The 19,533-nt window shown below is 69.1% G+C and carries 17 protein-coding genes; 8 read left to right on the top strand and 9 right to left on the bottom strand.

Features of this window, described 5'->3' with window-relative positions; translation table 11 throughout:
* Positions 1-14 precede the first annotated feature (14 nt).
* The 3 genes from O5O43_RS04835 to O5O43_RS04825 form a co-directional block, all read right to left on the bottom strand.
* Entirely contained in the window at positions 15-1,889 is a 1,875-nt protein-coding gene (locus O5O43_RS04835) for a M56 family metallopeptidase (protein WP_271085784.1), read from the bottom strand.
* Positions 1,886-2,227, bottom strand: coding sequence for a BlaI/MecI/CopY family transcriptional regulator (locus tag O5O43_RS04830; RefSeq protein WP_271085783.1), 342 nt, complete (start codon positions 2,225-2,227; stop codon positions 1,886-1,888). The genes O5O43_RS04835 and O5O43_RS04830 overlap by 4 nt, the downstream gene beginning before the upstream one ends.
* Before the next feature lie 134 nt (positions 2,228-2,361).
* Positions 2,362-3,417: an NAD(P)-dependent alcohol dehydrogenase gene (locus O5O43_RS04825; protein ID WP_271085782.1), complete on the bottom strand. Its 1,056-nt coding sequence runs from the start codon at positions 3,415-3,417 to the stop codon at positions 2,362-2,364.
* 130 nt (positions 3,418-3,547) lie between these two features.
* Here O5O43_RS04825 and O5O43_RS04820 point away from each other — a divergent pair, with 130 nt between their 5' ends.
* On the top strand, positions 3,548-4,441 hold the full coding sequence (locus tag O5O43_RS04820) for a LysR family transcriptional regulator (RefSeq protein ID WP_271085781.1): 894 nt from the start codon (positions 3,548-3,550) through the stop codon (positions 4,439-4,441).
* On the opposite strand, the gene O5O43_RS04815 is transcribed toward O5O43_RS04820, so the two are convergent.
* Complete coding sequence (locus tag O5O43_RS04815) at positions 4,438-5,103, bottom strand: hemolysin III family protein (RefSeq protein WP_271085780.1); 666 nt, start codon at positions 5,101-5,103, stop codon at positions 4,438-4,440. The two genes, O5O43_RS04820 and O5O43_RS04815, sit on opposite strands and share 4 nt — an antisense overlap.
* 78 nt (positions 5,104-5,181) lie before the next feature.
* The gene (locus tag O5O43_RS04810; RefSeq protein WP_271085779.1) at positions 5,182-6,804 is read right to left on the bottom strand and encodes a cyclic nucleotide-binding domain-containing thioredoxin-disulfide reductase; all 1,623 of its coding nucleotides are present in this window, start codon (positions 6,802-6,804) and stop codon (positions 5,182-5,184) included.
* A gap of 178 nt (positions 6,805-6,982) precedes the next feature.
* Here O5O43_RS04810 and O5O43_RS04805 point away from each other — a divergent pair, with 178 nt between their 5' ends.
* A complete protein-coding gene (locus O5O43_RS04805; protein ID WP_271085778.1) occupies positions 6,983-7,672 on the top strand; it encodes a VIT family protein in 690 nt (229 codons plus the stop codon).
* Here O5O43_RS04805 and O5O43_RS04800 read toward each other — a convergent pair whose 3' ends face one another.
* The 3 genes from O5O43_RS04800 to O5O43_RS04790 form a co-directional block, all read right to left on the bottom strand.
* Complete coding sequence (locus O5O43_RS04800; protein ID WP_271085777.1) at positions 7,673-9,988, bottom strand: TonB-dependent receptor; 2,316 nt, start codon at positions 9,986-9,988, stop codon at positions 7,673-7,675.
* A 74-nt stretch (positions 9,989-10,062) separates the two neighbouring features.
* Positions 10,063-11,034 carry a FecR domain-containing protein gene (locus O5O43_RS04795; RefSeq protein WP_271085776.1) on the bottom strand — a complete coding sequence of 324 codons (972 nt, stop codon included), beginning with the start codon at positions 11,032-11,034 and terminating at the stop codon, positions 10,063-10,065.
* Positions 11,035-11,119: 85 nt separating this feature from the next.
* Positions 11,120-11,683: a sigma-70 family RNA polymerase sigma factor gene (locus tag O5O43_RS04790; protein WP_271085775.1), complete on the bottom strand. Its 564-nt coding sequence runs from the start codon at positions 11,681-11,683 to the stop codon at positions 11,120-11,122.
* A 120-nt stretch (positions 11,684-11,803) separates the two neighbouring features.
* On the opposite strand from O5O43_RS04790, the gene O5O43_RS04785 reads away from it, so the two are divergent.
* Genes O5O43_RS04785 through O5O43_RS04760 form a run of 6 tightly spaced genes read left to right on the top strand, consistent with a single transcriptional unit; the run spans position 11,804 to position 16,649 of the window.
* Entirely contained in the window at positions 11,804-12,490 is a 687-nt protein-coding gene (locus tag O5O43_RS04785; protein ID WP_271085774.1) for a thermostable hemolysin, read from the top strand.
* Positions 12,487-13,908, top strand: a complete 1,422-nt coding sequence (locus O5O43_RS04780) for an AMP-binding protein (protein WP_271085773.1) — start codon at positions 12,487-12,489, stop codon at positions 13,906-13,908. The genes O5O43_RS04785 and O5O43_RS04780 overlap by 4 nt, the downstream gene beginning before the upstream one ends.
* 8 nt (positions 13,909-13,916) lie before the next feature.
* Positions 13,917-14,594, top strand: coding sequence for an iron-containing redox enzyme family protein (locus O5O43_RS04775; RefSeq protein ID WP_271085772.1), 678 nt, complete (start codon positions 13,917-13,919; stop codon positions 14,592-14,594).
* Entirely contained in the window at positions 14,584-15,336 is a 753-nt protein-coding gene (locus tag O5O43_RS04770; RefSeq protein WP_271085771.1) for an SDR family NAD(P)-dependent oxidoreductase, read from the top strand. Before O5O43_RS04775 ends, O5O43_RS04770 begins: the two co-directional genes overlap by 11 nt.
* Positions 15,337-15,357: 21 nt before the next feature.
* Positions 15,358-16,005, top strand: a complete 648-nt coding sequence (locus O5O43_RS04765; protein WP_271085770.1) for a hypothetical protein — start codon at positions 15,358-15,360, stop codon at positions 16,003-16,005.
* Between the two features lie 11 nt (positions 16,006-16,016).
* Entirely contained in the window at positions 16,017-16,649 is a 633-nt protein-coding gene (locus O5O43_RS04760) for an isoprenylcysteine carboxylmethyltransferase family protein (RefSeq protein ID WP_271085769.1), read from the top strand.
* Positions 16,650-16,806: 157 nt separating this feature from the next.
* Here O5O43_RS04760 and O5O43_RS04755 read toward each other — a convergent pair whose 3' ends face one another.
* Complete coding sequence (locus O5O43_RS04755) at positions 16,807-19,353, bottom strand: excinuclease ABC subunit UvrA (RefSeq protein WP_271085768.1); 2,547 nt, start codon at positions 19,351-19,353, stop codon at positions 16,807-16,809.
* Between the last annotated feature and the right edge of the window lie 180 nt (positions 19,354-19,533).

Below are 19,533 nucleotides of genomic sequence, written 5' to 3'. Positions count from 1 at the left end.
GCCCCGGATCAGGCTCAGGCGTCGTTCGAGCGGGCTTCCAGTTCGTCGGCGCGGCGTTCCATCTCCGCGGCCTGACCCGGCATGCGGCGGCCGGCCGCCTGCAACTGGGCGTCGGTGATGGTGTTGCCGCGCTGGGCGTTCTCGCGGATCTGGCGGGCGCGATAGGTCGGGTCCTCCAGACGGCGGCTCTCCTGCCTCAGCTGTTCGGCGCCGCGACGCATGTTTTCGGCCCCCATCCGCATGTTGATGCGGGCGTCGGCGCGGGCGCTCGCGGCGACGCGGCGGGCTTCAACGGCTTGGGCCAGACCGGCCTGACGGGCATGCTCGCCGGCGACGCGGGCGTGGTCGGCGGCGACCCGGGCGGCGTCGGCCTGCCGGCGGGCGACGTCGGCCTGTTGACGGGCCAGATCGGCCTGTCTGCGATCCTGGTCCGCCTGACGCCGGGCGATCTCGGCGGTACGACGGTGCTGGTCGGCCTCCAGACGGGCCTCGGTCGCGGCTTGGCGGGCTTCGACAGCGGCCTGACGGGCCTCTTCGACTTGCTGGCGCTCCTCGGGCGTCAGGTCTTCCCAGTCGCGGCCGTTATAGGTGGTGCGGCTGTAGGTGTGGCTGGTGGTGTAGCTTCCGGCCTGCGGCGCAGGCGGGGCCGGGGGAGCCGGAGGCGCAGGCGGCGCGATCATGCTGTAGGGCGCGGGCGGAGCCGGAGGCGCAGGCGGCGCGATCATCGCAGGGGCCGGCGGCGCCGGGGGCGCGGGCGGGGGCGGAGGGGCGAAGCCGAAGGCGGCCAGATTGAGGAAGCCGCGACGAGGCTCAGCGGCCGGGGCGGCGGCGGTCTGGGGCGCAGGCCGTGCGGCCGGAGCGGCGAGCGCGGCGGCCGAGGCCCCGACGGAGCCCGCGGCAGGAAGCGCCAGGGCGGCGGGCAGGACCTGGGGCGCGCGGCTGTGCACCTCCAGCGCGGCGATCGGGGTGGCCACGGCGGCCAGGGCGGCGACGGCGGTCAGGATGACGGCCGGACGACGGGCGGGGGTCTTGTCGGTCATGAGCGTAGCGATCCTTCGTTTCAGGGAGCGGCCGTCGCCCGTCATCGCGGTCGCGGCCATGGGAGGGGTCCCCGGAGCGGCGGCGAGGCCGATCAGGGCGCGGGCGTAGGCGTGACGATCCACCTGTCCGACGGCGACGGCGTCGGCCGCCTCCTCGGAGCGTTCGATCAGGCTGCGATGCAGGATCCAGATCAGGGGATTGAACCAGAACAGGGCCAGGACCAGCCGCGACAGCACCAGGAAAACCCAGTCGCGGCGGACGATATGGGCCATCTCATGGGCCATGACGGCGGCGGCCGTCTGGGGCCGCGACAGAGTTGCCGGGTCGATCAGCACCGAGCCCGGATGCAGGCCCCAGCTGAGCGGACCGGCGACGCGGTCGCTGGACTTGAGCTGAGGCCGGGCGGCGGGCGCGAGGGCGCTGAGCGTCTGGGTCCAGGCGTCGGCCTTCACCGGGCGTCCGGCCTCGGTCCAGCGCGACAGGGTCCAGACCCCCAGGGCGAACCGGCCGCCGACGATCAAGGCCCCGACAGTCCACACCAGGGCCAGCGTCTGGCCCAAGGACGGCAGCAGGAGAGAACCGGAGACGGTCACGCCCGCCGTCGGATGCAGGTCGCCGCTCCACAGGGGGGGCGGCGGCGGCGCCACGGGCGTTGCGGGCAGAAGGGCGAGGCTCAGCGCCGGGCCGAAGGCCATCAGCAGCGGCAGGGCCAGAAGGATGCAGACCGTGGCCCGCAGCACGTCGACCCGGTCCGAGGCGCGACGAGCGACGGTGTGGGACAGGCCGAGGCCCAGACCGGCGACGACCGCCGACTTGGCCATCAGGGCGAACAAAAGGGCGGCGCTCACTGGTCCCGCTCCCGCGCGGCGTCGAGCAGCTTTTCAAGCGCGGCGATCTCATCGGCCTTCAGCGGCTGGCTCATGCCCAGGAGCGCCGTGGCGGCGCTGGCGGCGGAGCCGGCGAAGAAGGTGTCGACCATCCGCTGCAGAGCGCCGGCGGCGACGCTTTCGGTGCGGGGTACGGGCCGATACTCGAACCCGTCCCCGCCCGACGCCCGCGACACCAGCCCGCGGTCTTCCAGCCGCTTCAGCAGGGTGCGGACGGCGGAATCGCTCAATGCATCGGGCAGGGCCGCGCGCACGGCGGCGGCGGTGGCGACCTCAAGCCGACAGAGGAGTTCGAACACCTCTCGCTCCCGCCTCGGCAGCCCCTCGATCATCGCCCGCACCCCCGCTTTGGCGCTACATTTGTAGCGTTACATTTGTAGCGGATTGAGGCGGGATTGGGGCGGCGAAGATGAAGCTTTGGACAGGCGTTGGATCAGACGGCGGGGGCGTCCAGCGACGCCATGTCGATGACGAACCGATAGCGGACGTCCGACTTCTCCATCCGGTCGAAGGCGTGGTTGATCTCGTCCATGCGGATCATCTCGACGTCGGGCAGGATGTCCTTCTCGGCGCAGAAATCGAGCATCTCCTGCGTCTCGCGGATGCCGCCGATGGGCGAGCCGGACACGCGACGACGGGCCATCAGCAGAGGCAGGGTCGACATCTCTTCCATCGGACCGAGCTGGCCGACGATGACCAGGGTGCCGTCGATGTCGAGCAGAGGCATGTAAGGATTGAGGTCGTGCTTCACCGGCACGGTGTCGATGATGAGGTCCAGGCTGTTCGCCGCCGCCTTCATCGCCGCCTTGTCGGACGAGACCAGCAGTTCATGCGCGCCCAGTTCCTTGGCGTCGGCCTCCTTGTCGGCCGTGCGGCTCAGAACCACGACATGGGCGCCCAGACCCACGGCCAGCTTGACCGCCATGTGGCCGAGACCGCCCAGGCCGATGACGCCGACGCGGCTCCCTTCCTTTACGCCCCAGGTCTTCAGCGGCGACCAGGTGGTGATGCCGGCGCAGAGCAGCGGCGCCGCCTTGGTGATGTCGAGCGCGTCCGGCACCGACAGCACGAACTCCTCGCGCACCACCAGATGCTTGGAATAGCCGCCGTAGGTCGGCTCGCCCGTGATCCGGTCCTTGCCGTTGTAGGTCTGGGTGTTGCCGTGGCGGCAGAGCTGCTCCTCGCCCTTGTGGCACTGATCACAATGCTGGCAGCTGTCGACCATGCAGCCGACGCCGACGCGGTCGCCTTCCTTGAACTTGGTCACCTCGGGACCGACGGCGGTCACGACGCCGATTATCTCGTGGCCCGGCACGACCGGATAGGACGACCAGCCCCAGTCGTTGCGCGCCTGGTGCAGGTCGGAGTGGCAGACGCCGCTGTAGAGGATTTCGAGGGCGACATCGTTGGCGCGCAGCTCGCGCCGGTCGAACTCCCACGGGGCCAGCGGCGAGGTCGTGGAGTGGGCGGCGTAACCGATGGTCTTCATGGGGCGATCCTTCAAACGGCGGAAGCGGAGAAAGCTTGCCGCCCTCCCCGTCGATGCCGGCAAGATAGGCCGCGACCGTACAGGCGATTACCCGCTATGATCGGCATGATCCTATGAACGGAGGTCATGAATGAAGCGGGACGAGCTCGGCGACCTGGCGGCCTTCCTGGCGGTGGCCGAGGAGCGCAGCTTCACCCGGGCGGCGGCCAAGATCGGCCTGTCGCAGTCGGCGCTGAGCCATACGATCCGGCGGCTGGAGGCGCGTCTGGGCATCCGCCTTCTGCTGCGCACGACGCGTAGCGTGGCGCCGACCGAGGCCGGTGAGCGGCTGGCCGAGTCGCTGCGTCCCGCCTTCGACGGCATCACGGCCCGGATCGATGCGCTGAGCGAACTGCGCGATCGGCCGGCGGGGACCATCCGCATCACCTGCGGCGAGCATGCGGCCCGGACCATCCTGTGGCCCGCGCTGGAGACCTTGCTGCCCCAATATCCCGACATTCGGGTGGAGATCGCCACCGACTATCGGCTGGTCGATCTGGCCGAGGGGCGGTTCGATGCGGGCATCCGGCTGGGCGAGAACCTCCCAGACGACATGATCGCCGTGCCGATCAGCCCGGAGAAGCGGATGGTGGTGGTCGGATCACCCGCCTATCTGGCCGCCCATCCGGCGCCGGTGACGCCGCAGGACTTGACAGGCCACGCCTGCATCAACCTGCGCCTGCCGACGCGGGGCGGCCTCTATGTTTGGGAGTTCGAGAAGGACGGGCGGCCGCTGAACATTCGCGTCGACGGGCCGGTCATCGTCAACGACATGGACCTGATGTTGAAGGGCGCGCAGTGCGGGCTGGGTCTGGCCATCCTGATGGACGACCAGGTGGTGGACGATATCGCCGAGGGGCGTCTGGTCCAGGTGCTGGAGGACTGGTCGCCCCCCTTCGCCGGCTATCACCTCTACTACCCCAGCCGCCGCCAGCCGACCCCGGCCTTCACCCTGCTGATCGAGGCCCTGAGGCGCCGGGGTTAGTGGTTGGCGGCCAGCACCACGCCGACGAGGACGGCGGCCCAGTGGACGCTGGCGGCCGCGACGACATGGCCGTGCCATATCGCCCGGAACCACTTCAGCTTCTTGCGGATGTAGAAGACCGCGCCCGTCATGTAGAGGACCCCGCCGATGGCCAGCAGCAGAAGCGCGATCCACGATCCGTGGGCCACCATCGGCTGGAAGGCGATCACGACCAGCCAGCCCAGCGCCATATAGACGGCGACCCACAACCCCTTGCCGATGCCGGGCAGGAACAGCTTGCCCAGAGCGCCCAGCGTCGCCAGGCCCCAGACTGCGCCGGTCATTGCCCAGGCCCAAACGCCTTCCAGATTGTGCGTCGTGAACGGGGTGTAGGAGCCCGCGATCATCAGGAAGATGCCCGCGTGATCCAGTCGCCGCAGGAGAGGCCGCCACTGGGGCTTGGCGAAGTTATAGGCCGTCGAGAAGCCGAGCATGGCCAGCATGCCCAGGGCATAGACGCCGACGGCGGCGACCAGTCCGGTGTCGCCGCGGGCCACCGACAGGCCCAGAAGCACGCCGCCGCCGAACAGGGCGAAGGCGAGACCCGCAATATGCACGACCAGATCGGCGCATTTGGCGCGCGGCGTCGGATAGTGGCGGGGCGGCAGGTGCGTCGTTGTCATGGCTCGGCCTGGAAGAAGGCGATCACTGTCGCCTCTGCCCCGATCATGCGCAAACGAAATGGACGAAATGGGGCGGCCTCACCCGTTGAGGTGACTCCAGACCCTGGAGATGACCACCGAGCCCTCGCCGACCGAGGACGCGACACGCTTCACCGACCCGGCCCGCACGTCGCCGACGGCGAAGATGCCGGGCTCCGACGTCGCATAGGGGGATGAGGCCCCCGCCGCCTCGCCGGTCAGGACGAAGCCCTTGTCGTCGAGGGCGACGAGACCCGACAGCCATTCGGTATTCGGCTCCGCGCCGACCATGACGAACAGGGCGCATGTCGAGACCTCGCGCTGGACGCCGTCGGCGCGGTTGCGGATGACGACCGTCTCGAGCTTGCCCGCACCGGCGACGGCGATGACCTCCGCCTCGTACTCGATGGTGATGCGGGGGTCGGCTTCCAGGCGACTGGAGAGATAGCTGGACATGGAGGCGGCCAGCGACCGGCCGCGCACGATGAGATGCACCCGCTCCGCCGACCGGCTCAGATACATGGCGGCCTGACCCGCCGAATTGCCGCCGCCGATGATGACGGCGGCCGTGTCGCGGCAGTAGCGCGCCTCGTTCTCGGTGGCCGCGTAATAGACCCCGGCACCTTCGTAGTCCGCCAGACGATCGATCGGCAGGCGCTTGTACTGGACGCCGGTGGCCACGACGACGGCGCCGGCCGAGATGCGCCGGCCGTTGTCGAAACAGGCGCAGAAGCGACCGTTCTCCTGATGCTCGAGCCCGACGACCCGGCGCGGCATCAGGAAGCGTGTGCCGAACTTCATGGCCTGGACCTCGCCGCGCCAGACCAGGTCCGCGCCCGAGATGCCGGTCGGAAATCCCATGTAGTTCTCGATGCGGCTGGACGTGCCCGCCTGACCGCCGATGGCGGTGTCTTCGATCACAAGGGCGCTGAGGCCTTCGGCTCCGGCGTAGACGGCGGCGGCGACGCCGGCCGGCCCGCCGCCGACGATAAGCACGTCGAACGGCGTATCGTCTTCGAGGTCGTAGTCGACGCCGAGCAGACGGGCGATCTTCTCCGGCGTCGGGTCCTCGACCACATGGCCGCGACCGAAGATGACGGCGGGCTGGTCGGGCGAGATGAAGCAGCTCGTCGCCACCTCCATCGCCTCCGGGCTGCCGGGCTCATAGGAGGCGTAGGGCAGACGGTTGCGGCTGACGAAATCGGCGATGCGGCGGACGTCGCGGTCCCGGTCCTCGCCGATCAGGACCAATGGACTGAACCGCGTCTCCAGCTGCTTGCGCCGCCGCGCGGCCAGGACGGTGATGATGATGTCCGACATCTCCGGGATTTCGGACATCAGCCGCAGCATGGCCGGACGCGGGATCTCCAGCACGCGGGTCGGGCTGACGGCGCGCATCGGCATCGACCAGGTCCCCCCATTGAGGAAGGAAATCTCGCCCATGAACTGGGTCGGACCCAGGGTGGATCCTGTCGCCCGCTCGTCGGAGAACGGATTCACGACCTCGATCTCGCCGCCCAGCAGATAGACGAAGCGGTCGACCAGATCGCCGGGCTGAACGATGAAGGCGCCCGCGTCGTAGGTCACGACCTCCCCAATGGCGTGCATCGCCTCGACGTGCGCCGCCGTCAGAGGCGTGCGCTGCATCTCTTCAAGGTCGCGGCCGATGGTTTCCAAGCGCATTCCCCCAAGGTCTCGCAGAGCAAGTTAAGCCTGACGGCAACGGATCGGAAAAGCCCTGCGTGACCCATTCCCGCTCGATTGCCCACTGGATAAGACCATGTGGATCCCATGAGCGCCCTTGCTCTGGCCAACCGAGCATGGCGTCTTCAGCACCGGGTGGAATGGGGAGCAACACACCATGGCGCACAGGGAAACTCACCGGGTCGATCGGATCGGCTGGCTAAGGGCCGCGGTGCTCGGCGCCAATGACGGTCTGGTGTCGACCGCCAGCCTGGTCGTCGGGGTGGCTGCGGCGGCGGCCGATCATGGATCCATTCTCGTCGCCGGCGTCGCGGGGCTCGCCGCCGGCGCCATGTCGATGGCCGCCGGCGAGTATGTTTCGGTCAGTTCGCAGTCCGACACCGAAAAGGCCGACCTGGCGCGGGAAGCCTCCGAACTGGCCGGCGACCATGATGCGGAGATGCGGGAACTGGCCGGCATCTACGTCGGACGCGGCGTCGCCCCCAACCTGGCGGCGGAGGTGGCGCGACAGATGATGGCGCACGATGCTCTGGGAGCCCATGCGCGTGACGAACTCGGCATCTCCGAGATCACCACGGCGCGCCCCATCCAGGCGGCGCTGACCTCGGCTGTGACGTTCTCGGCCGGCGCGGCACTGCCCCTGATCGTTGCGGCGGTCGCGCCGTTGGCGGGTCTGGCCCTGTGGGTCGCCGGTTCGGCCTTGATTGGTCTGGTGGTGCTCGGTGTGCTGGGCGCCCGGACCGGGGGCGCGCCGATCGGACGATCCGTCGTGCGGGTGGCCTTCTGGGGCGCGCTCGCCATGGCCATCACCGCCGGAGTAGGCCGGCTGTTCGGCGTGGCCGCCTGATCAGAACCGAGCCGTCAGCGCCACGCGCCCGGTGATTGGCCGCTGGGGGGTGCTGATGTCGCCCGAGGCATAGAAGGGATTGCCGAAGCTGAAGGTGTCGTCGTCGCGATTGAACAGGTTGTCGACCGACGCCCGCACGCCCCAGCGCCCAAACTCCGCGTCGACGACCATCTGGCTGGTCAGGTAGCCGGCGGAGGCCGCGATCGAGGTCGGAGACAGGGCGATGTCGGTCGGACCGACGTAGCCCAGGCGCAGTTCCGAACGGACCGTGGCCTGCGCCAGCCGCGCTTCGTGCGCTAGGCCGCCCTGCACGCTGAAATCCGCTACGGCAGGCAGCCGGCTGTCCGATCCGAGGGCGAAACCAGGATCTGGATGCGTGAGTTCGGGATCGTTCACGACCGCGTGGCCGTCCAGGGTCCAGCTCCCGACACGCCACTCCACTTCACCTTCGATCCCGCGGTTCCGGCCGTCGCCGAGATTGGCCGTGAAAGGCAGGCCGCGTTCGTCGAACCGGTCGGACTGGATGTCGCGCCAGCGGTCCAGAAACGCCGCCCCGCGTCCGCGCAGACGGCCGTCGAGAAGACTGAAGCGAACGCCGACCTCGCCCGCGACGATCTCGTCGGAGCGCACGGCGCGGAACGGCTGCCGCGCGCCGGCGCCGACAGTCCCGGCGTTGAAGCCCGGCCCGCGATAGCCTTCCGTCGCCAGCGCGTAGAAGACCAAAGGCCCACGATCATATTCCACGACCAGACGCGGCGCGACGCCGATCAGATCATCGTCGCCCTCGAACGATCCAGGCGCGCCGCTGGTCTCGCTGCGATGCTCCACGCCGACGCGGAACAGTCGCGCGCCCGCGGTGATCTTCAGATTGTCGCCCAGGGCGTAGACGGCGTCGCCGAACAACGCGGCTTCATCGACGTGATCGCGCCTATGCTGCAGCAGAACCGGCGGGCCGCCCTGCCCGTCCGATACAGCGATGGTCCGGTTGTGGGTGTATTCGGAAAAGAACAGACCGGCGCTCCAGCTAAGCCGATCGCCAATATCGCCGTTCAGACGCATCTCGTGCACTGCGGCCGAGAGATCGTCGGCCTGATCCAGCGCGGCCGCGCCGGTCAGGCCGAACACGGCTGCCGACGGGGTAGCGTCGTAACGGACGTCGAGGCCGTGAGACTGGACGCTCGAGGATGCGCGCAAGCGCGCCCAGCCGAGATCGCCGTCGACCGAAATCCAGGCGCCGTCCAGGTCGTTGCGGCTGGGCTCGCTCAAACCGCGGCGGCGCTCATAGGGGGCGTTCGGCCCCAGGGTCGCATACTGGCTGTCGTCGACATCGATGGTCTGGGCGAGAATGCCAGTCCGCAAGGTCCAGGCCTGGGCGACGCGCCACAAGGCGGAGAGCCTCAGCCCCTGACGGCGCATGTCGCCGCTGTTCTTCAGGTCCAGCGCGGTGTCATCGACATAGCCGCCGACGGTCTCGTCATAGCCGATCAGACGCGCCGCGAGACGGTTTTGCAGCAGGGGCAGGTTGATCATCAATTCAGCGGCCTGGCCGGACGAGCCCCCGGCCGTCCGGCCAGCCTCCGCCGTGGCGCGCCCGTAGAAGCCCGTCAGGTCCGGTGCGCGTGTGACCACCTGCACCACGCCGCCCATGGATCCCGCCCCGTAAAGCGCGCCCTGGGGGCCCCGCAGCACTTCGACCCGTTCGATGTCGGCCAGCCGCAGCGACGGATCGGGTGCGTCGTAGGTCAACCGGACATCATCGAGATAGAGCCCGATGAGGGCCTGCGCCTGTCCCGCCACCGGCCCCTCCGCCATGCCGCGGATGAACAGCTTGTCCCGGCCCGGTCCGAGGTTGGTGACGGTCAGGCCCGCGACCCGCGCGGACACCCCCTCCAGGTCGGTGACACCCGCGCGCTCCAGCGTCAGTCCATCCAGAGACGAGAGACCGTAGGGCGCGCGCGAAAGCAGCAGGCGATCCGACCGGGCGGCTGTCACGACCACCTCGTCGAGCAGCGTCGGGACGGACGGCTCAGGCGCCGGGCGGGAGCGCGTCGCGGCGGGCGCCGTCGGAGCGAGCCGAACGATCCGCCAGACCCCGGCGCCCACGCGGCTTGCCGTGCAATGCGTGCCGAGCGTCAATCGGGATAGCGCCGCGTCGACAGACAGCCGCCCGTGAACCCCGCGGCTGGGTCCGCACCGCTCGCTTCCCGCCGCATCGATGGTGACGCCCGCCTGAAGCCCGAAGTCGAGCACGGCGGTCCGCAGCGGCTGCGACGCGATCGACACCTCGACCGGTCGATCCTGAGCGTGGGCCGCCATGGGCGCCGCCGTTCCCAGAACGGCGACCAGGGCTCTGAGGAAGGCTTTAACCAAAGGCGACGTCCGAAGCAGGTTCAGCGTCGTTCTAGACAAACCCCCTGTGGGCCGCGAGTGGCCTTGATCGGCAGGAAGCGCTCCAGACGCCCGATCACCGCCGCCTCGTCATCCAATAACAGCACTCCGGAGAAGCGCAGGTCCGCCGCATCCGGCGCCACCGTCACCGGGGTAGAGAACGCCCGGCTGAGGTCGGCGGCGATTTCCCTCAGCGGCCGGTCGTCATAGGCGCGCCGTCCCTGCGTCCAGGCGGCGGCCGTGCGGACATCCACGGGCGTCACGGCCATCCGGTCGTCGGCGTCGGCGCGACGGACGGCCTGTCCGACCGTCAGGCGAACCTTGCGGGCAGGCCGATCTAGGTCGGACACCTCCACCACGCCGCGCAGCACCGAGACCTCCGTAGCCTGCGGCGAGCGGCGGATGTTGAAGGCCGTACCGACCACACGGACCTGGCTTTCGCCGACATCGACGAGGAAGGGTCGGTCTGCGTCGTGCGCGACGTCGAACACGGCCTCCGCCTGATCCATCCGAACGAGCCGACGGCCGCGCTCCATCTTCACCGACAGGCTCGACCCTCCGTTCATCTGGATTTTCGACCCGTCGTCCAGCGCCACCGTTCGGGTCTCTCCCGGGGCGGTGCGATAGACCTCCGTGGGCACGGACCGGAGCGACGGGGCCAACACGACGGCCGCGGCGACGGCCGCTGCCATAGCCGGCGCCGCAAGCAGCCATTGGCGACCGTGGCCCTTGCGGCGCTCGCGACGGGCCGCCAGGTCGACCACAGGCGCGGATCCAAGCGTCGCGAGCTCGTTAACCGCCGTCCACAGGCCCTCCGCCTCGTCAAAGGCATGTCGGTGCGCCGGGTCCGCATCGAGCCAGGCCGTCGCCGCGGCCCAGTCCTCGCTCGTGCCGTCGTCGGCGCGCAGACGCACGACCCAGGCGGCGGCCTGGGCGGCGATCTCCTCGTCCTTGATGACGGCGTCCTGGGTCATGATCCGGTCCGGGCCCGGTCGGGCTTCGAGGAAGAGACGACGCGGTCGCGGCGCATCCTCAATGAAAAAAGGCGAAATCGCGTCGTCATGGCCAACCGACCTTCAGCAGCAGCGTCTTCAGGCTGGCCGCGATGTATTTCTCGACGGCGCTGCGAGACACGCCCATTCGGTCTGCGACCTCGCTCTGGCTCAGCCCTTCCATCTTGTGCAGGCGGAAGGCTTCGGCAGCCTTGGGCGGCATCTGGCTGATCGCCGCCGCGACCTTCTCGAGCTTCAGCCGGGCCCAGACCGCGTCTTCGGCGGACGGGGCATTGTCGGCGTCGCCGCCCTCGCCGGCGACATGCGCGCGCCGCCATTCCAGATCCCGCGCGCCCGCGCGCCGCTGCGCCTTCGAACTGTCCAGCGCCAGGTTGGCCGCCATGCGATAGAGGAAGGCTTGGGGATGGCGCACCTCGGCCGCGGCCTCCTCGGTGAGGCCCTGAACGCGCAGCCAAACGTCCTGCGCCAGATCCTCGGCCGCGGCGGACGATCCGGTCCGAGCCGTGAGGAAGCGGACAAGGGCCGGCCTGACGTCCAGCCACACGTCCGCCAGGGCCTGTCGTGCGCTGGCGGGCGGGTCGTCCTGCATCGAGCCGAGGGGCGGATTCACCGTCTCATCGTGGGTCGCACCGCCGCCTGGGGCAACCGGGTTTGCAGTCCTCGAGATTTTTTTGTGGGGGGCGTCGGTCGGCGTCGTCTCAGGCCCACAGACCCCAGGTCCGAGGCCCGCATGTTTCCACACCGTCCGCCCCAGGAATCCGAAACGCCGTCGTATCGGCCGCGGCGCACCCTGTCGTCCCGCATCATCCGCTTCGACGACCCCTGCAAGGACGAACGACGCAGGGTGGAGCGGTTTGTCGAAGACGCCTACGCCGAGGCCTACGGCGGCCAGATCCACGCCCACTATCCCACGCTGATGAGCGTGCAGGACGAGGCGGGCATCCTCTATGCCGCCGTCGGATTTCGGCACGCCGCAGAAGCGCCCCTCTATCTCGAACAGTATCTGGAGGGTCCGGTCGAAGGCGTTCTGGGTCAGGCGATCGGCGCACGCGTCGATCGGACCCATGTGGTCGAGATCGGCGGCCTCGCGTCCAGCGGCCAAGGCGCGACCGTCTTCCTGTTCGCGGCGATGGCCCATCACCTCCAGAAGGAGGGTCTGAGGTTCGCCGTCGCGACCGCCACCGAAGAACTGCAGCGCATTTTTCACAAGGCCGGCCTGGGCGCTCTTCAGATCGCAAAGGCCGATCCCCGGAGACTGGAGGACGGCGGCGGCAGCTGGGGCGCCTATTACCAGACCGATCCCGTGGTGCTGGCCGGATCGATCGAGGCCGCCACCGCGCCGCTGGACCACTTCTCCCGAACGGCCCCCGTCGGTCGCGCGGTGAGAACCCGCCTGCACTACGAGGATCGCGCATGAGCGCCGTTCTGGACGCCCTGTCACGTCGAGCGCAGGCGACGCCGCTCGACCCCGTCGTCAGTTGGGGCGGCGGATCGCTGACGGCCGCCCAACTGCTGGCCGAGGTCGAAAGGCTGTCGGGCATTCTCGCCGGAGATCCCTCCCCCGTCGGCGTTCTGCTCGACAATGGACCGGGTTGGGTGGTGGTCGACCTGGCTCTGATCGCAGCGCGCCGGCCCAGCGTCCCGATCCCGCCCTTCTTCACCGCCGCACAGCGTGAACACGCCCTGGCGGACGCCGGCGCGGGGCTCCTGATCACGCCGGGCGGCCCCGAGGACACGGTTTTCGCCGATGTTGGCCTGCGCCTTTCGCCGACCGGCCTGTCTCCGCGGCTGCTGCATCCCGGCACGGCCAAGATCACCTACACCTCGGGCTCGACCGGCGCGCCCAAGGGCGTGTGTCTGTCGCAGGATCAGATGGAGGCGGTCGCCGGCTCTCTCGTCGCAGTGCTGGGCCAGGATCGGGCCGGCCTGCATATGCCTGTCCTCTCGCTCGCGGTGCTGCTCGAGAATGTCGCCGGCCTGTACGCCTCCCTTCTGGCCGGCGGCCGATACCATGCGGCCAGCCTGGCCGAGGCGGGAATGGGCGAAGCCTTTCGGCCTGACTTCCCGCGCCTGATGAGCCGCGTGGCCCAGACCGGCGCCACGACCCTGATCCTGGTGCCCGAGTTGCTGCGCGGTCTCATCGCCGCCCAAGGCGCGATGCGTCTGGATCATCGGCTGGAGATGATCGCCGTCGGCGGCGCCCGTGTGTCCCCTGCCCTTCTGGAGGCCGCCGCCGCAGCCGGCCTGCCCGTCGTCGAAGGCTATGGCCTCAGCGAATGCGCGTCGGTCGTGGCCCTGAACACCCCGGACGACGCCCGGCCGGGCGTCGTGGGCCGCCCTCTGCCCCATCTGACGGTCGCCCTGGCCGACGATGGTGAAATCCTGGTCTCGCCCCATCCCTTCCTCGGCTATGTCGGCGGCGATCAGGCCGCCGAGGTGCTTCGCACGGGCGATCTCGGCGCCTTCTACGCCGACGGCCGCCTCAGGATCGAGGGGCGCAAGGCCAATACCCTGATCACCGCCTTTGGTCGCAACGTCGCCCCGGAATGGGTCGAGAGCGAACTTCTGGCCGAGCCGCAGATCCTGCAAGCCATGGTGATGGGCGAGGCGCAGGCCTCCCTGTCCGCCCTGATCGTGCCGATGCCGGGCGTCGATGCGGGCCAGGTCGAGGCCGCCGTGGCCCGCGCCAACATGCGCCTGCCGGACTACGCCCATGTCGGCGACTGGCGTCTCGTCCCGCCGTTCGACCCCGCCGCTGGTCAGGTGACCGCCAATGGCCGTCCTCGCCGGGCCGTCCTTCGCAGCGCCTATCCCTCCCCCTCCCGAGCCGCCTGAGAGTCCGCATGTCCTTTTTCGACGACCTGGTCGCCGCGACCGCCGCTGAACGCGCGGCCTTCGCCGCCATCCCGCAAATCCGCGATGGTCTCGCGGGCCGCATCAGCCGCGACACCTATGTCGCCTATCTGGCCCAGGCCTATCACCACGTCAGCCACACCGTCCCGCTGATGCAGGCCGCCCGCGGCCGGCTCGACGACGATCACGCCGTCTTCAAGACTGCGCTGGACGACTACATCGCCGAGGAGACGGGGCACGAGAAGTGGATCCTCAACGATATCCGCGCCGCCGGCGGTGACCCCGACAAGACCGTCCGCGACGGCCCCAATGTCGCGACCGAGCTGATGGTCGCCTACGCCTATGACACCATCCAGCGGATCAATCCGATGGCCTTCTTCGGCATGGTCTATGTGCTGGAGGGCACGAGCATCCAACTGGCCAGCGTCGGGGCCGAAGCGGTGCAGCGAAGCCTCGGCCTGCCGCCTGCCGCCTTTTCGTATCTGGTCTCCCACGGCGCGCTGGACCAGGACCACATCCTGTTCCTCAAGCAGTTGCTGGACGGAGTCTGCGACCCCGACGACCGCGCGGCCATCTTTCATATGGCCAAGGTGATGTTCGGTCTGTTCGGCGGAGTCTTCGCCTCGATCCCCCACGTCGCCCCGCGGGAGACGGCCGATGCGGTTTAAGGATCGCGACATCCTCGTCACCGGCGGATCGGGCGCTCTGGGTGGCCGCGTCGTGGAGCAGATGAAGCGGGAGGGCGGCCGCGTGACCGTCATCGCCCGAGCGCCGATGACCGGTCAGGCGACACTCGTCGGCGACCTCTCGACGGAGCACGGCTTGGAGGCGGTGGCCGCTGAAGTCGCCGAACGCCCCTGGGATCTTCTGGTCAACATCGCCGGGATCCAGCATTTCGGCCCGCTCGAGCATCAGACGCCCGAGCATTTGCTGGCCAGCTACATGGTCAACCTCATCGCCCCGGCGCGGCTGGCGCAGGCGGTTTTGCCCGGCATGAAGTCTCGCGGGCGCGGCCAGATCGCCAACGTGGGCTCGATCTTCGGCTCCATCAACTTCGCCCATTTCGCGACATACTCCAGCGCCAAGGCGGGGATGCGGGCGCTGAGCCAGTCCCTCCGCCGCGAGTTGTCCGGCACGGGCGTCGACGTCACCTATGTAGCCCCGCGCGCGGTGGCGACGCCCTTCAACTCGGACCGGGTCAACGAGTTCGCGCGGTTGACGGGCATGGCCGTCGACGATCCCGATCGCATCGCCCGCCGCATCGCAAGCGCGATCCGCAAGAACCGGCGCGATGTCTATCTCGGCTTCCCCGAGAGCCTGTTCGTCCGGCTCAACGCCCTGTCGCCCAGTCTGATCGACGGCGCCCTGAAATCCAATGACCTGAAAGCCCGCGCCCTGTTCGCCGGCTGAACCCAAACGGAGAAACTCGTCATGAAACCCACCCTGCTCGCCCTCGCCCTTCTGGCCGCGCCGATGATGGCCACGTCGGCCGCACACGCCGACGCCTGCGACGATCGTGTTCATGGCCTCCAGCAATCCTGGGACCACGTCAATTTCGAAGTGCCGCAAGGCGTTCGCGCCGCCGAGATGGCGCGCCTGAACACCCAGGCTGACGCCGTCGTCGCCCAATGTCCCAGCCGGGCCGAACCGCTCATCTGGGACGCCATCATCACCGCCTCCGAAGCAGGCCTGCGCGGAGGGATAGGCGCCTTGGGTCTGGTGCGCGATGCGCGATCCGAGCTGGAGCGAGCGGCGGCGCTCAACCCGCGCGCCCTCAACGGGGCCGCCTATGTCAGCCTCGGATCGCTCTACGCCCAGGTGCCCGGCGCTCCGATCGGTTTCGGCAACCGTCAGCGCGCCCGGGACTATCTGCAAAGGGGTCTGACCATGGCGCCGGCCGACATCGACGCCAACTTCTTCATGGGCGATCTGCTGGTCAGAGAGCACGATTGGGACGGCGCCGCCCGATATCTCCTGCGCGCGATCGATGCGCCGGCCCGACCGGGCCGCGCTGTCGCCGACCGCGGTCGCAAGGCCGAGGCCCGCGCCCTGCTCGCCCGCGCCCAGCAGCACCACTGAGAGGTCGAGGCATGAGCGCGCATCCGCCCGTCGCCCTGTCATTGGACATCGTCCAGCGGCGCCGCAAATGGTTCGCGGGCCTCGTGCTCGTGGCGCTTCTCGGTCTCACGGCCAGCGTGCGCTCCGTCACGGCCTTCGGCGGCGACTGGCACGATGATGTGGAAGCGCTGGGCCTGGCGCTGATCGTCGTCGCCATCGTCGGCCGCGGCTGGTGCTCGCTCTATATCGGCGGGCGCAAGAAGGCCGAAATCGTCGATCGCGGCCCCTATTCCATCACCCGAAACCCGCTCTATGTCTTCAGCTTCATCGGCGCGTTCGGCATCGGCGCCCAGACCGGCAGTCTGGTCATCGGCGCGGTCTTCGCCTTCGCCGCCGTCTTGGTCTTCCTGCGGACGGTCGGGCGGGAGGAGGCCTGGCTGGCGGAGCATTTCGGCGCGCCTTATGCGGCCTATTGCGCGCGAACCCCGCGGTTCTGGCCGAACCCCGCCCGCTGGCGCGACACCGAGGAGCTGACCATTCGCCCGGCCTTCTTTCTCCGCACGCTGCGCGACGGCCTGACCTTCCTCGCGGCGATACCGGTCATGGAAGGGATCGAGCACCTGCAGTCGGCGGGGCTGATCGGTCTCCCGATCGGACTCTTCTAGGTCCCCGGCTGGTCAGCGGCGCGAGAACAGCCCCATCCGCGCGGCCCCAATTTTCAAATGTTCACGTCCAGCGTCGCCTGCAATCGGCCGAACGCAAGTATAGGGGATCGCGCCCCTCATTCTCGCTCGATTACATGAAGTGGATCAGGCAGTTGTTTCACAATTGGGCCGTTTCAGCTGGCCCGCCAAGCGCGCGTGCCAGGTAGGGCGCCGTGCGGCCGGACCGGGATTCAGCAACCTTCGCCGGCGGACCGCTGGCGACGATCCGACCGCCCTCGTCGCCGGCCCCAGGGCCGATGTCGATCACCCAGTCGCTGGCCGCCGCCACCTTCATGTCGTGGTCGACCAGGATGACAGTGTTGCCGGCGTCGACCAGGGCGTTGAGCTGGCCCAGCAGGCGTTCGACGTCGGTCGGGTGCAGGCCCGTGGTCGGCTCGTCGAGCACATAGAGGGCGCCGCCGCGCTGGGCGCGCTGAAGCTCCGTCGCCAGCTTCACCCTTTGCGCCTCGCCGCCCGAGAACTCGGTCGCGGGCTGTCCGAGGCGGAGATAGTTGAGCCCGACCTCGCGCAGCACCTTGAGGGACCGGCAGACATTGGGGGCGTCGCTGAAGAAACCCCAGGCCTGCTCGACCGTGAGCGCCAGCACCTCGGCGATGGTCTTGCCGTTGTAGGTGATCTCGAGCGTCTTCGGATTGTACCGGGCGCCATGACAGGCCGGACATGGGGCGTAGACGCTGGGCAGGAAGAGCAGCTCGACCATGACGAACCCCTCCCCTTCGCATCGCGGACACCGGCCCTTGGCGACGTTGAAGGAGAACCGGCCGGCGTCGTAGCGACGCTTTCGGGCTTCGGGCGTCGCCGCGAACAGGGCGCGGACGTGGTCGAACAGGCCCGTGTAGGTGGCGAGGTTCGAGCGAGGCGTGCGGCCGATGGGCTTCTGGTCGACCTCGATCAGCCGCCGAACGCCTTCCAGCCCGCCGACGATCCGACCCTCGGTGGCGGCGGCCGGGGCATCCTCGAATGCGGCTTGGACATCCGCGTCGTCCTTTCCAGCAGGTGCGGCCCCGAGCGCGCCGGCGACCAGCTCGACCAGCGCCTGGCTGATCAGGCTGGATTTCCCGGAGCCGGAGATGCCGGTGACCGTGGTCATCACGCCGAGCGGAATCTCGCAATCGACCTGCTTCAGGTTATTGCGCGACACGCCTTCCAGCCGCAGCCGACCAGCAGGCTCGCGCATCCGGCTCGTGACGCCGACGCCCTCCTCGAACAGGTGTCGCCGCGTCTCCGACGCGGCGACCTCGGCGAGCCCCTCGATGGGACCGCTGTAGAGGATCTGGCCGCCATGCTCGCCAGCGGCGGGGCCCACGTCGACGATCCAGTCGGCGCGGCGGATAACGTCCATCTCGTGCTCGACCACGAACAGCGAGTTGCCGACCGCCTTGAGGCCGTCGAGCGCCCGGAGCAACGCCTCGGTGTCGGCCGGATGGAGCCCTGCCGACGGCTCGTCCATGACATAGACGACCCCGAACAGGTTGGAGACGACCTGGGTGGCAAGCCGCAGGCGCTGCAGTTCGCCCGGCGACAGGGTCGGCGTGCTGCGCTCCAGCGTCAGATAGCCGAGGCCGAGGTCGAGCAGAACGGACAGCCGACGGCACAGGTCGCCGGCGATGCGCTCGACCACCAGGGCCTTCTCCGGATACGACTTGCGCAGCGTCTTCAGCTTGTCGGCCTTCGCCTCGGCATAGGGCGCGAAGATCTTCGAGAAGCGCGCCATCGGCAGGCGGCTCATCTCAGCCAGATCGAGGCCTTCGAAGCGGACCGACAGGGATTCGCGCCGGAGTCTCTTGCCGTCACAGACCGGGCAAGGCCCACCGATCATGAAGCGTGCGGCGCGGGCTTTCATCATCGCGCTCTGGGTGGTGGCGAAGCTGTGGGTCACATGCCGCCGGGCGCTCGAGAAGGTGCCCATATAGGCGGGCTCGGTCTTGCGTTTGATCGCCCGCTGGATCTCCTCGTGGGTCCATCCGGGATAGACAGGGACCTGGGGCTGCTCCTCGGTGAACAGGATCCAGTCGCGCGTCTTCTTGGGCAGGTCGCGCCAGGGCTTGTCGACGTCGACGCCGAGGCTGATCAGGATGTCGCGCAAATTCTGGCCGCCCCAGGCCAGGGGCCAGGCGGCGACGGCGCGCTCGCGGATCGTCTTCGAAGGATCGGGCACCATCGAGGCCTCGGTGACCTCGTGGATCCGGCCGAGGCCGTGGCAGCGGGGACAGGCGCCTTCGGGCGTATTGGGCGAGAAGGCTTCGGCTTCGAGATGCGGCTGTCCCTGCGGGTAGTCTCCGGCGCGCGAATAGAGCATGCGCAGAAGGTTGGAGAGGGTCGTGACGCTGCCGACCGAAGATCGGGTGGTCGGCGAACCGCGCTGCTGCTGGAGCGCCACCGCCGGCGGCAGGCCCTCGATCAGGTCGACCTCGGGCGTCTCCATCTGGTGGAACAGGCGGCGGGCGTAGGGCGAGACCGATTCCAGATAGCGCCGCTGCGCTTCGGCATAAAGGGTGGAGAAGGCCAGCGAAGACTTGCCGGATCCCGACACGCCGGTGAAAACGACCAGGGCGTCGCGCGGGATGTCGACGTCGACGTTCTTGAGATTGTGCTCGCGCGCGCCCCTGACGCGGACGAAACCCGGGGCCGTGGCAGCTTGCATGTGCAGATCCTGACCTGTGGTAGCCCCATCGGCGTCATTCGGTTGCATAAGCGCGACCGGACGCCGACCCGCAGCCTGCCGCGCAAGGCGTCAGTTTCGCCTCGCACGGACTCTCATTCTTGGGGGCCTGCCTAGCACGATCGCGCCAATGTCGCTGAGCGCTGTCGCCCACCGGAAATC

The sequence above is a fragment of the Brevundimonas sp. NIBR11 genome (assembly GCF_027912535.1).
GTDB lineage: Bacteria > Pseudomonadota > Alphaproteobacteria > Caulobacterales > Caulobacteraceae > Brevundimonas.
Note: the sequence above shows the minus strand (reverse complement) of the source record. Positions and strands in the feature narration are given on the sequence as shown.

Bases quoted from the DNA above. Each gene is read 5' to 3' on its own strand.
- O5O43_RS04770 (WP_271085771.1), top strand. From the start codon at position 14,584: ATGCGGTTTAAGGATCGCGACATCCTCGTCACCGGCGGATCGGGCGCT.
- O5O43_RS04780 (WP_271085773.1), top strand. From the start codon at position 12,487: ATGAGCGCCGTTCTGGACGCCCTGTCACGTCGAGCGCAGGCGACGCCG.
- O5O43_RS04785 (WP_271085774.1), top strand. From the start codon at position 11,804: ATGTTTCCACACCGTCCGCCCCAGGAATCCGAAACGCCGTCGTATCGG.
- O5O43_RS04820 (WP_271085781.1), top strand. From the start codon at position 3,548: ATGAAGCGGGACGAGCTCGGCGACCTGGCGGCCTTCCTGGCGGTGGCC.
- O5O43_RS04795 (WP_271085776.1), bottom strand. From the start codon at position 11,034: ATGACCCAGGACGCCGTCATCAAGGACGAGGAGATCGCCGCCCAGGCC.
- O5O43_RS04775 (WP_271085772.1), top strand. From the start codon at position 13,917: ATGTCCTTTTTCGACGACCTGGTCGCCGCGACCGCCGCTGAACGCGCG.
- O5O43_RS04805 (WP_271085778.1), top strand. From the start codon at position 6,983: ATGGCGCACAGGGAAACTCACCGGGTCGATCGGATCGGCTGGCTAAGG.
- O5O43_RS04760 (WP_271085769.1), top strand. From the start codon at position 16,017: ATGAGCGCGCATCCGCCCGTCGCCCTGTCATTGGACATCGTCCAGCGG.
- O5O43_RS04825 (WP_271085782.1), bottom strand. From the start codon at position 3,417: ATGAAGACCATCGGTTACGCCGCCCACTCCACGACCTCGCCGCTGGCC.
- O5O43_RS04755 (WP_271085768.1), bottom strand. From the start codon at position 19,353: ATGCAAGCTGCCACGGCCCCGGGTTTCGTCCGCGTCAGGGGCGCGCGC.
- O5O43_RS04765 (WP_271085770.1), top strand. From the start codon at position 15,358: ATGAAACCCACCCTGCTCGCCCTCGCCCTTCTGGCCGCGCCGATGATG.
- O5O43_RS04810 (WP_271085779.1), bottom strand. From the start codon at position 6,804: ATGCGCTTGGAAACCATCGGCCGCGACCTTGAAGAGATGCAGCGCACG.
- O5O43_RS04815 (WP_271085780.1), bottom strand. From the start codon at position 5,103: ATGACAACGACGCACCTGCCGCCCCGCCACTATCCGACGCCGCGCGCC.
- O5O43_RS04800 (WP_271085777.1), bottom strand. From the start codon at position 9,988: ATGGCGGCCCACGCTCAGGATCGACCGGTCGAGGTGTCGATCGCGTCG.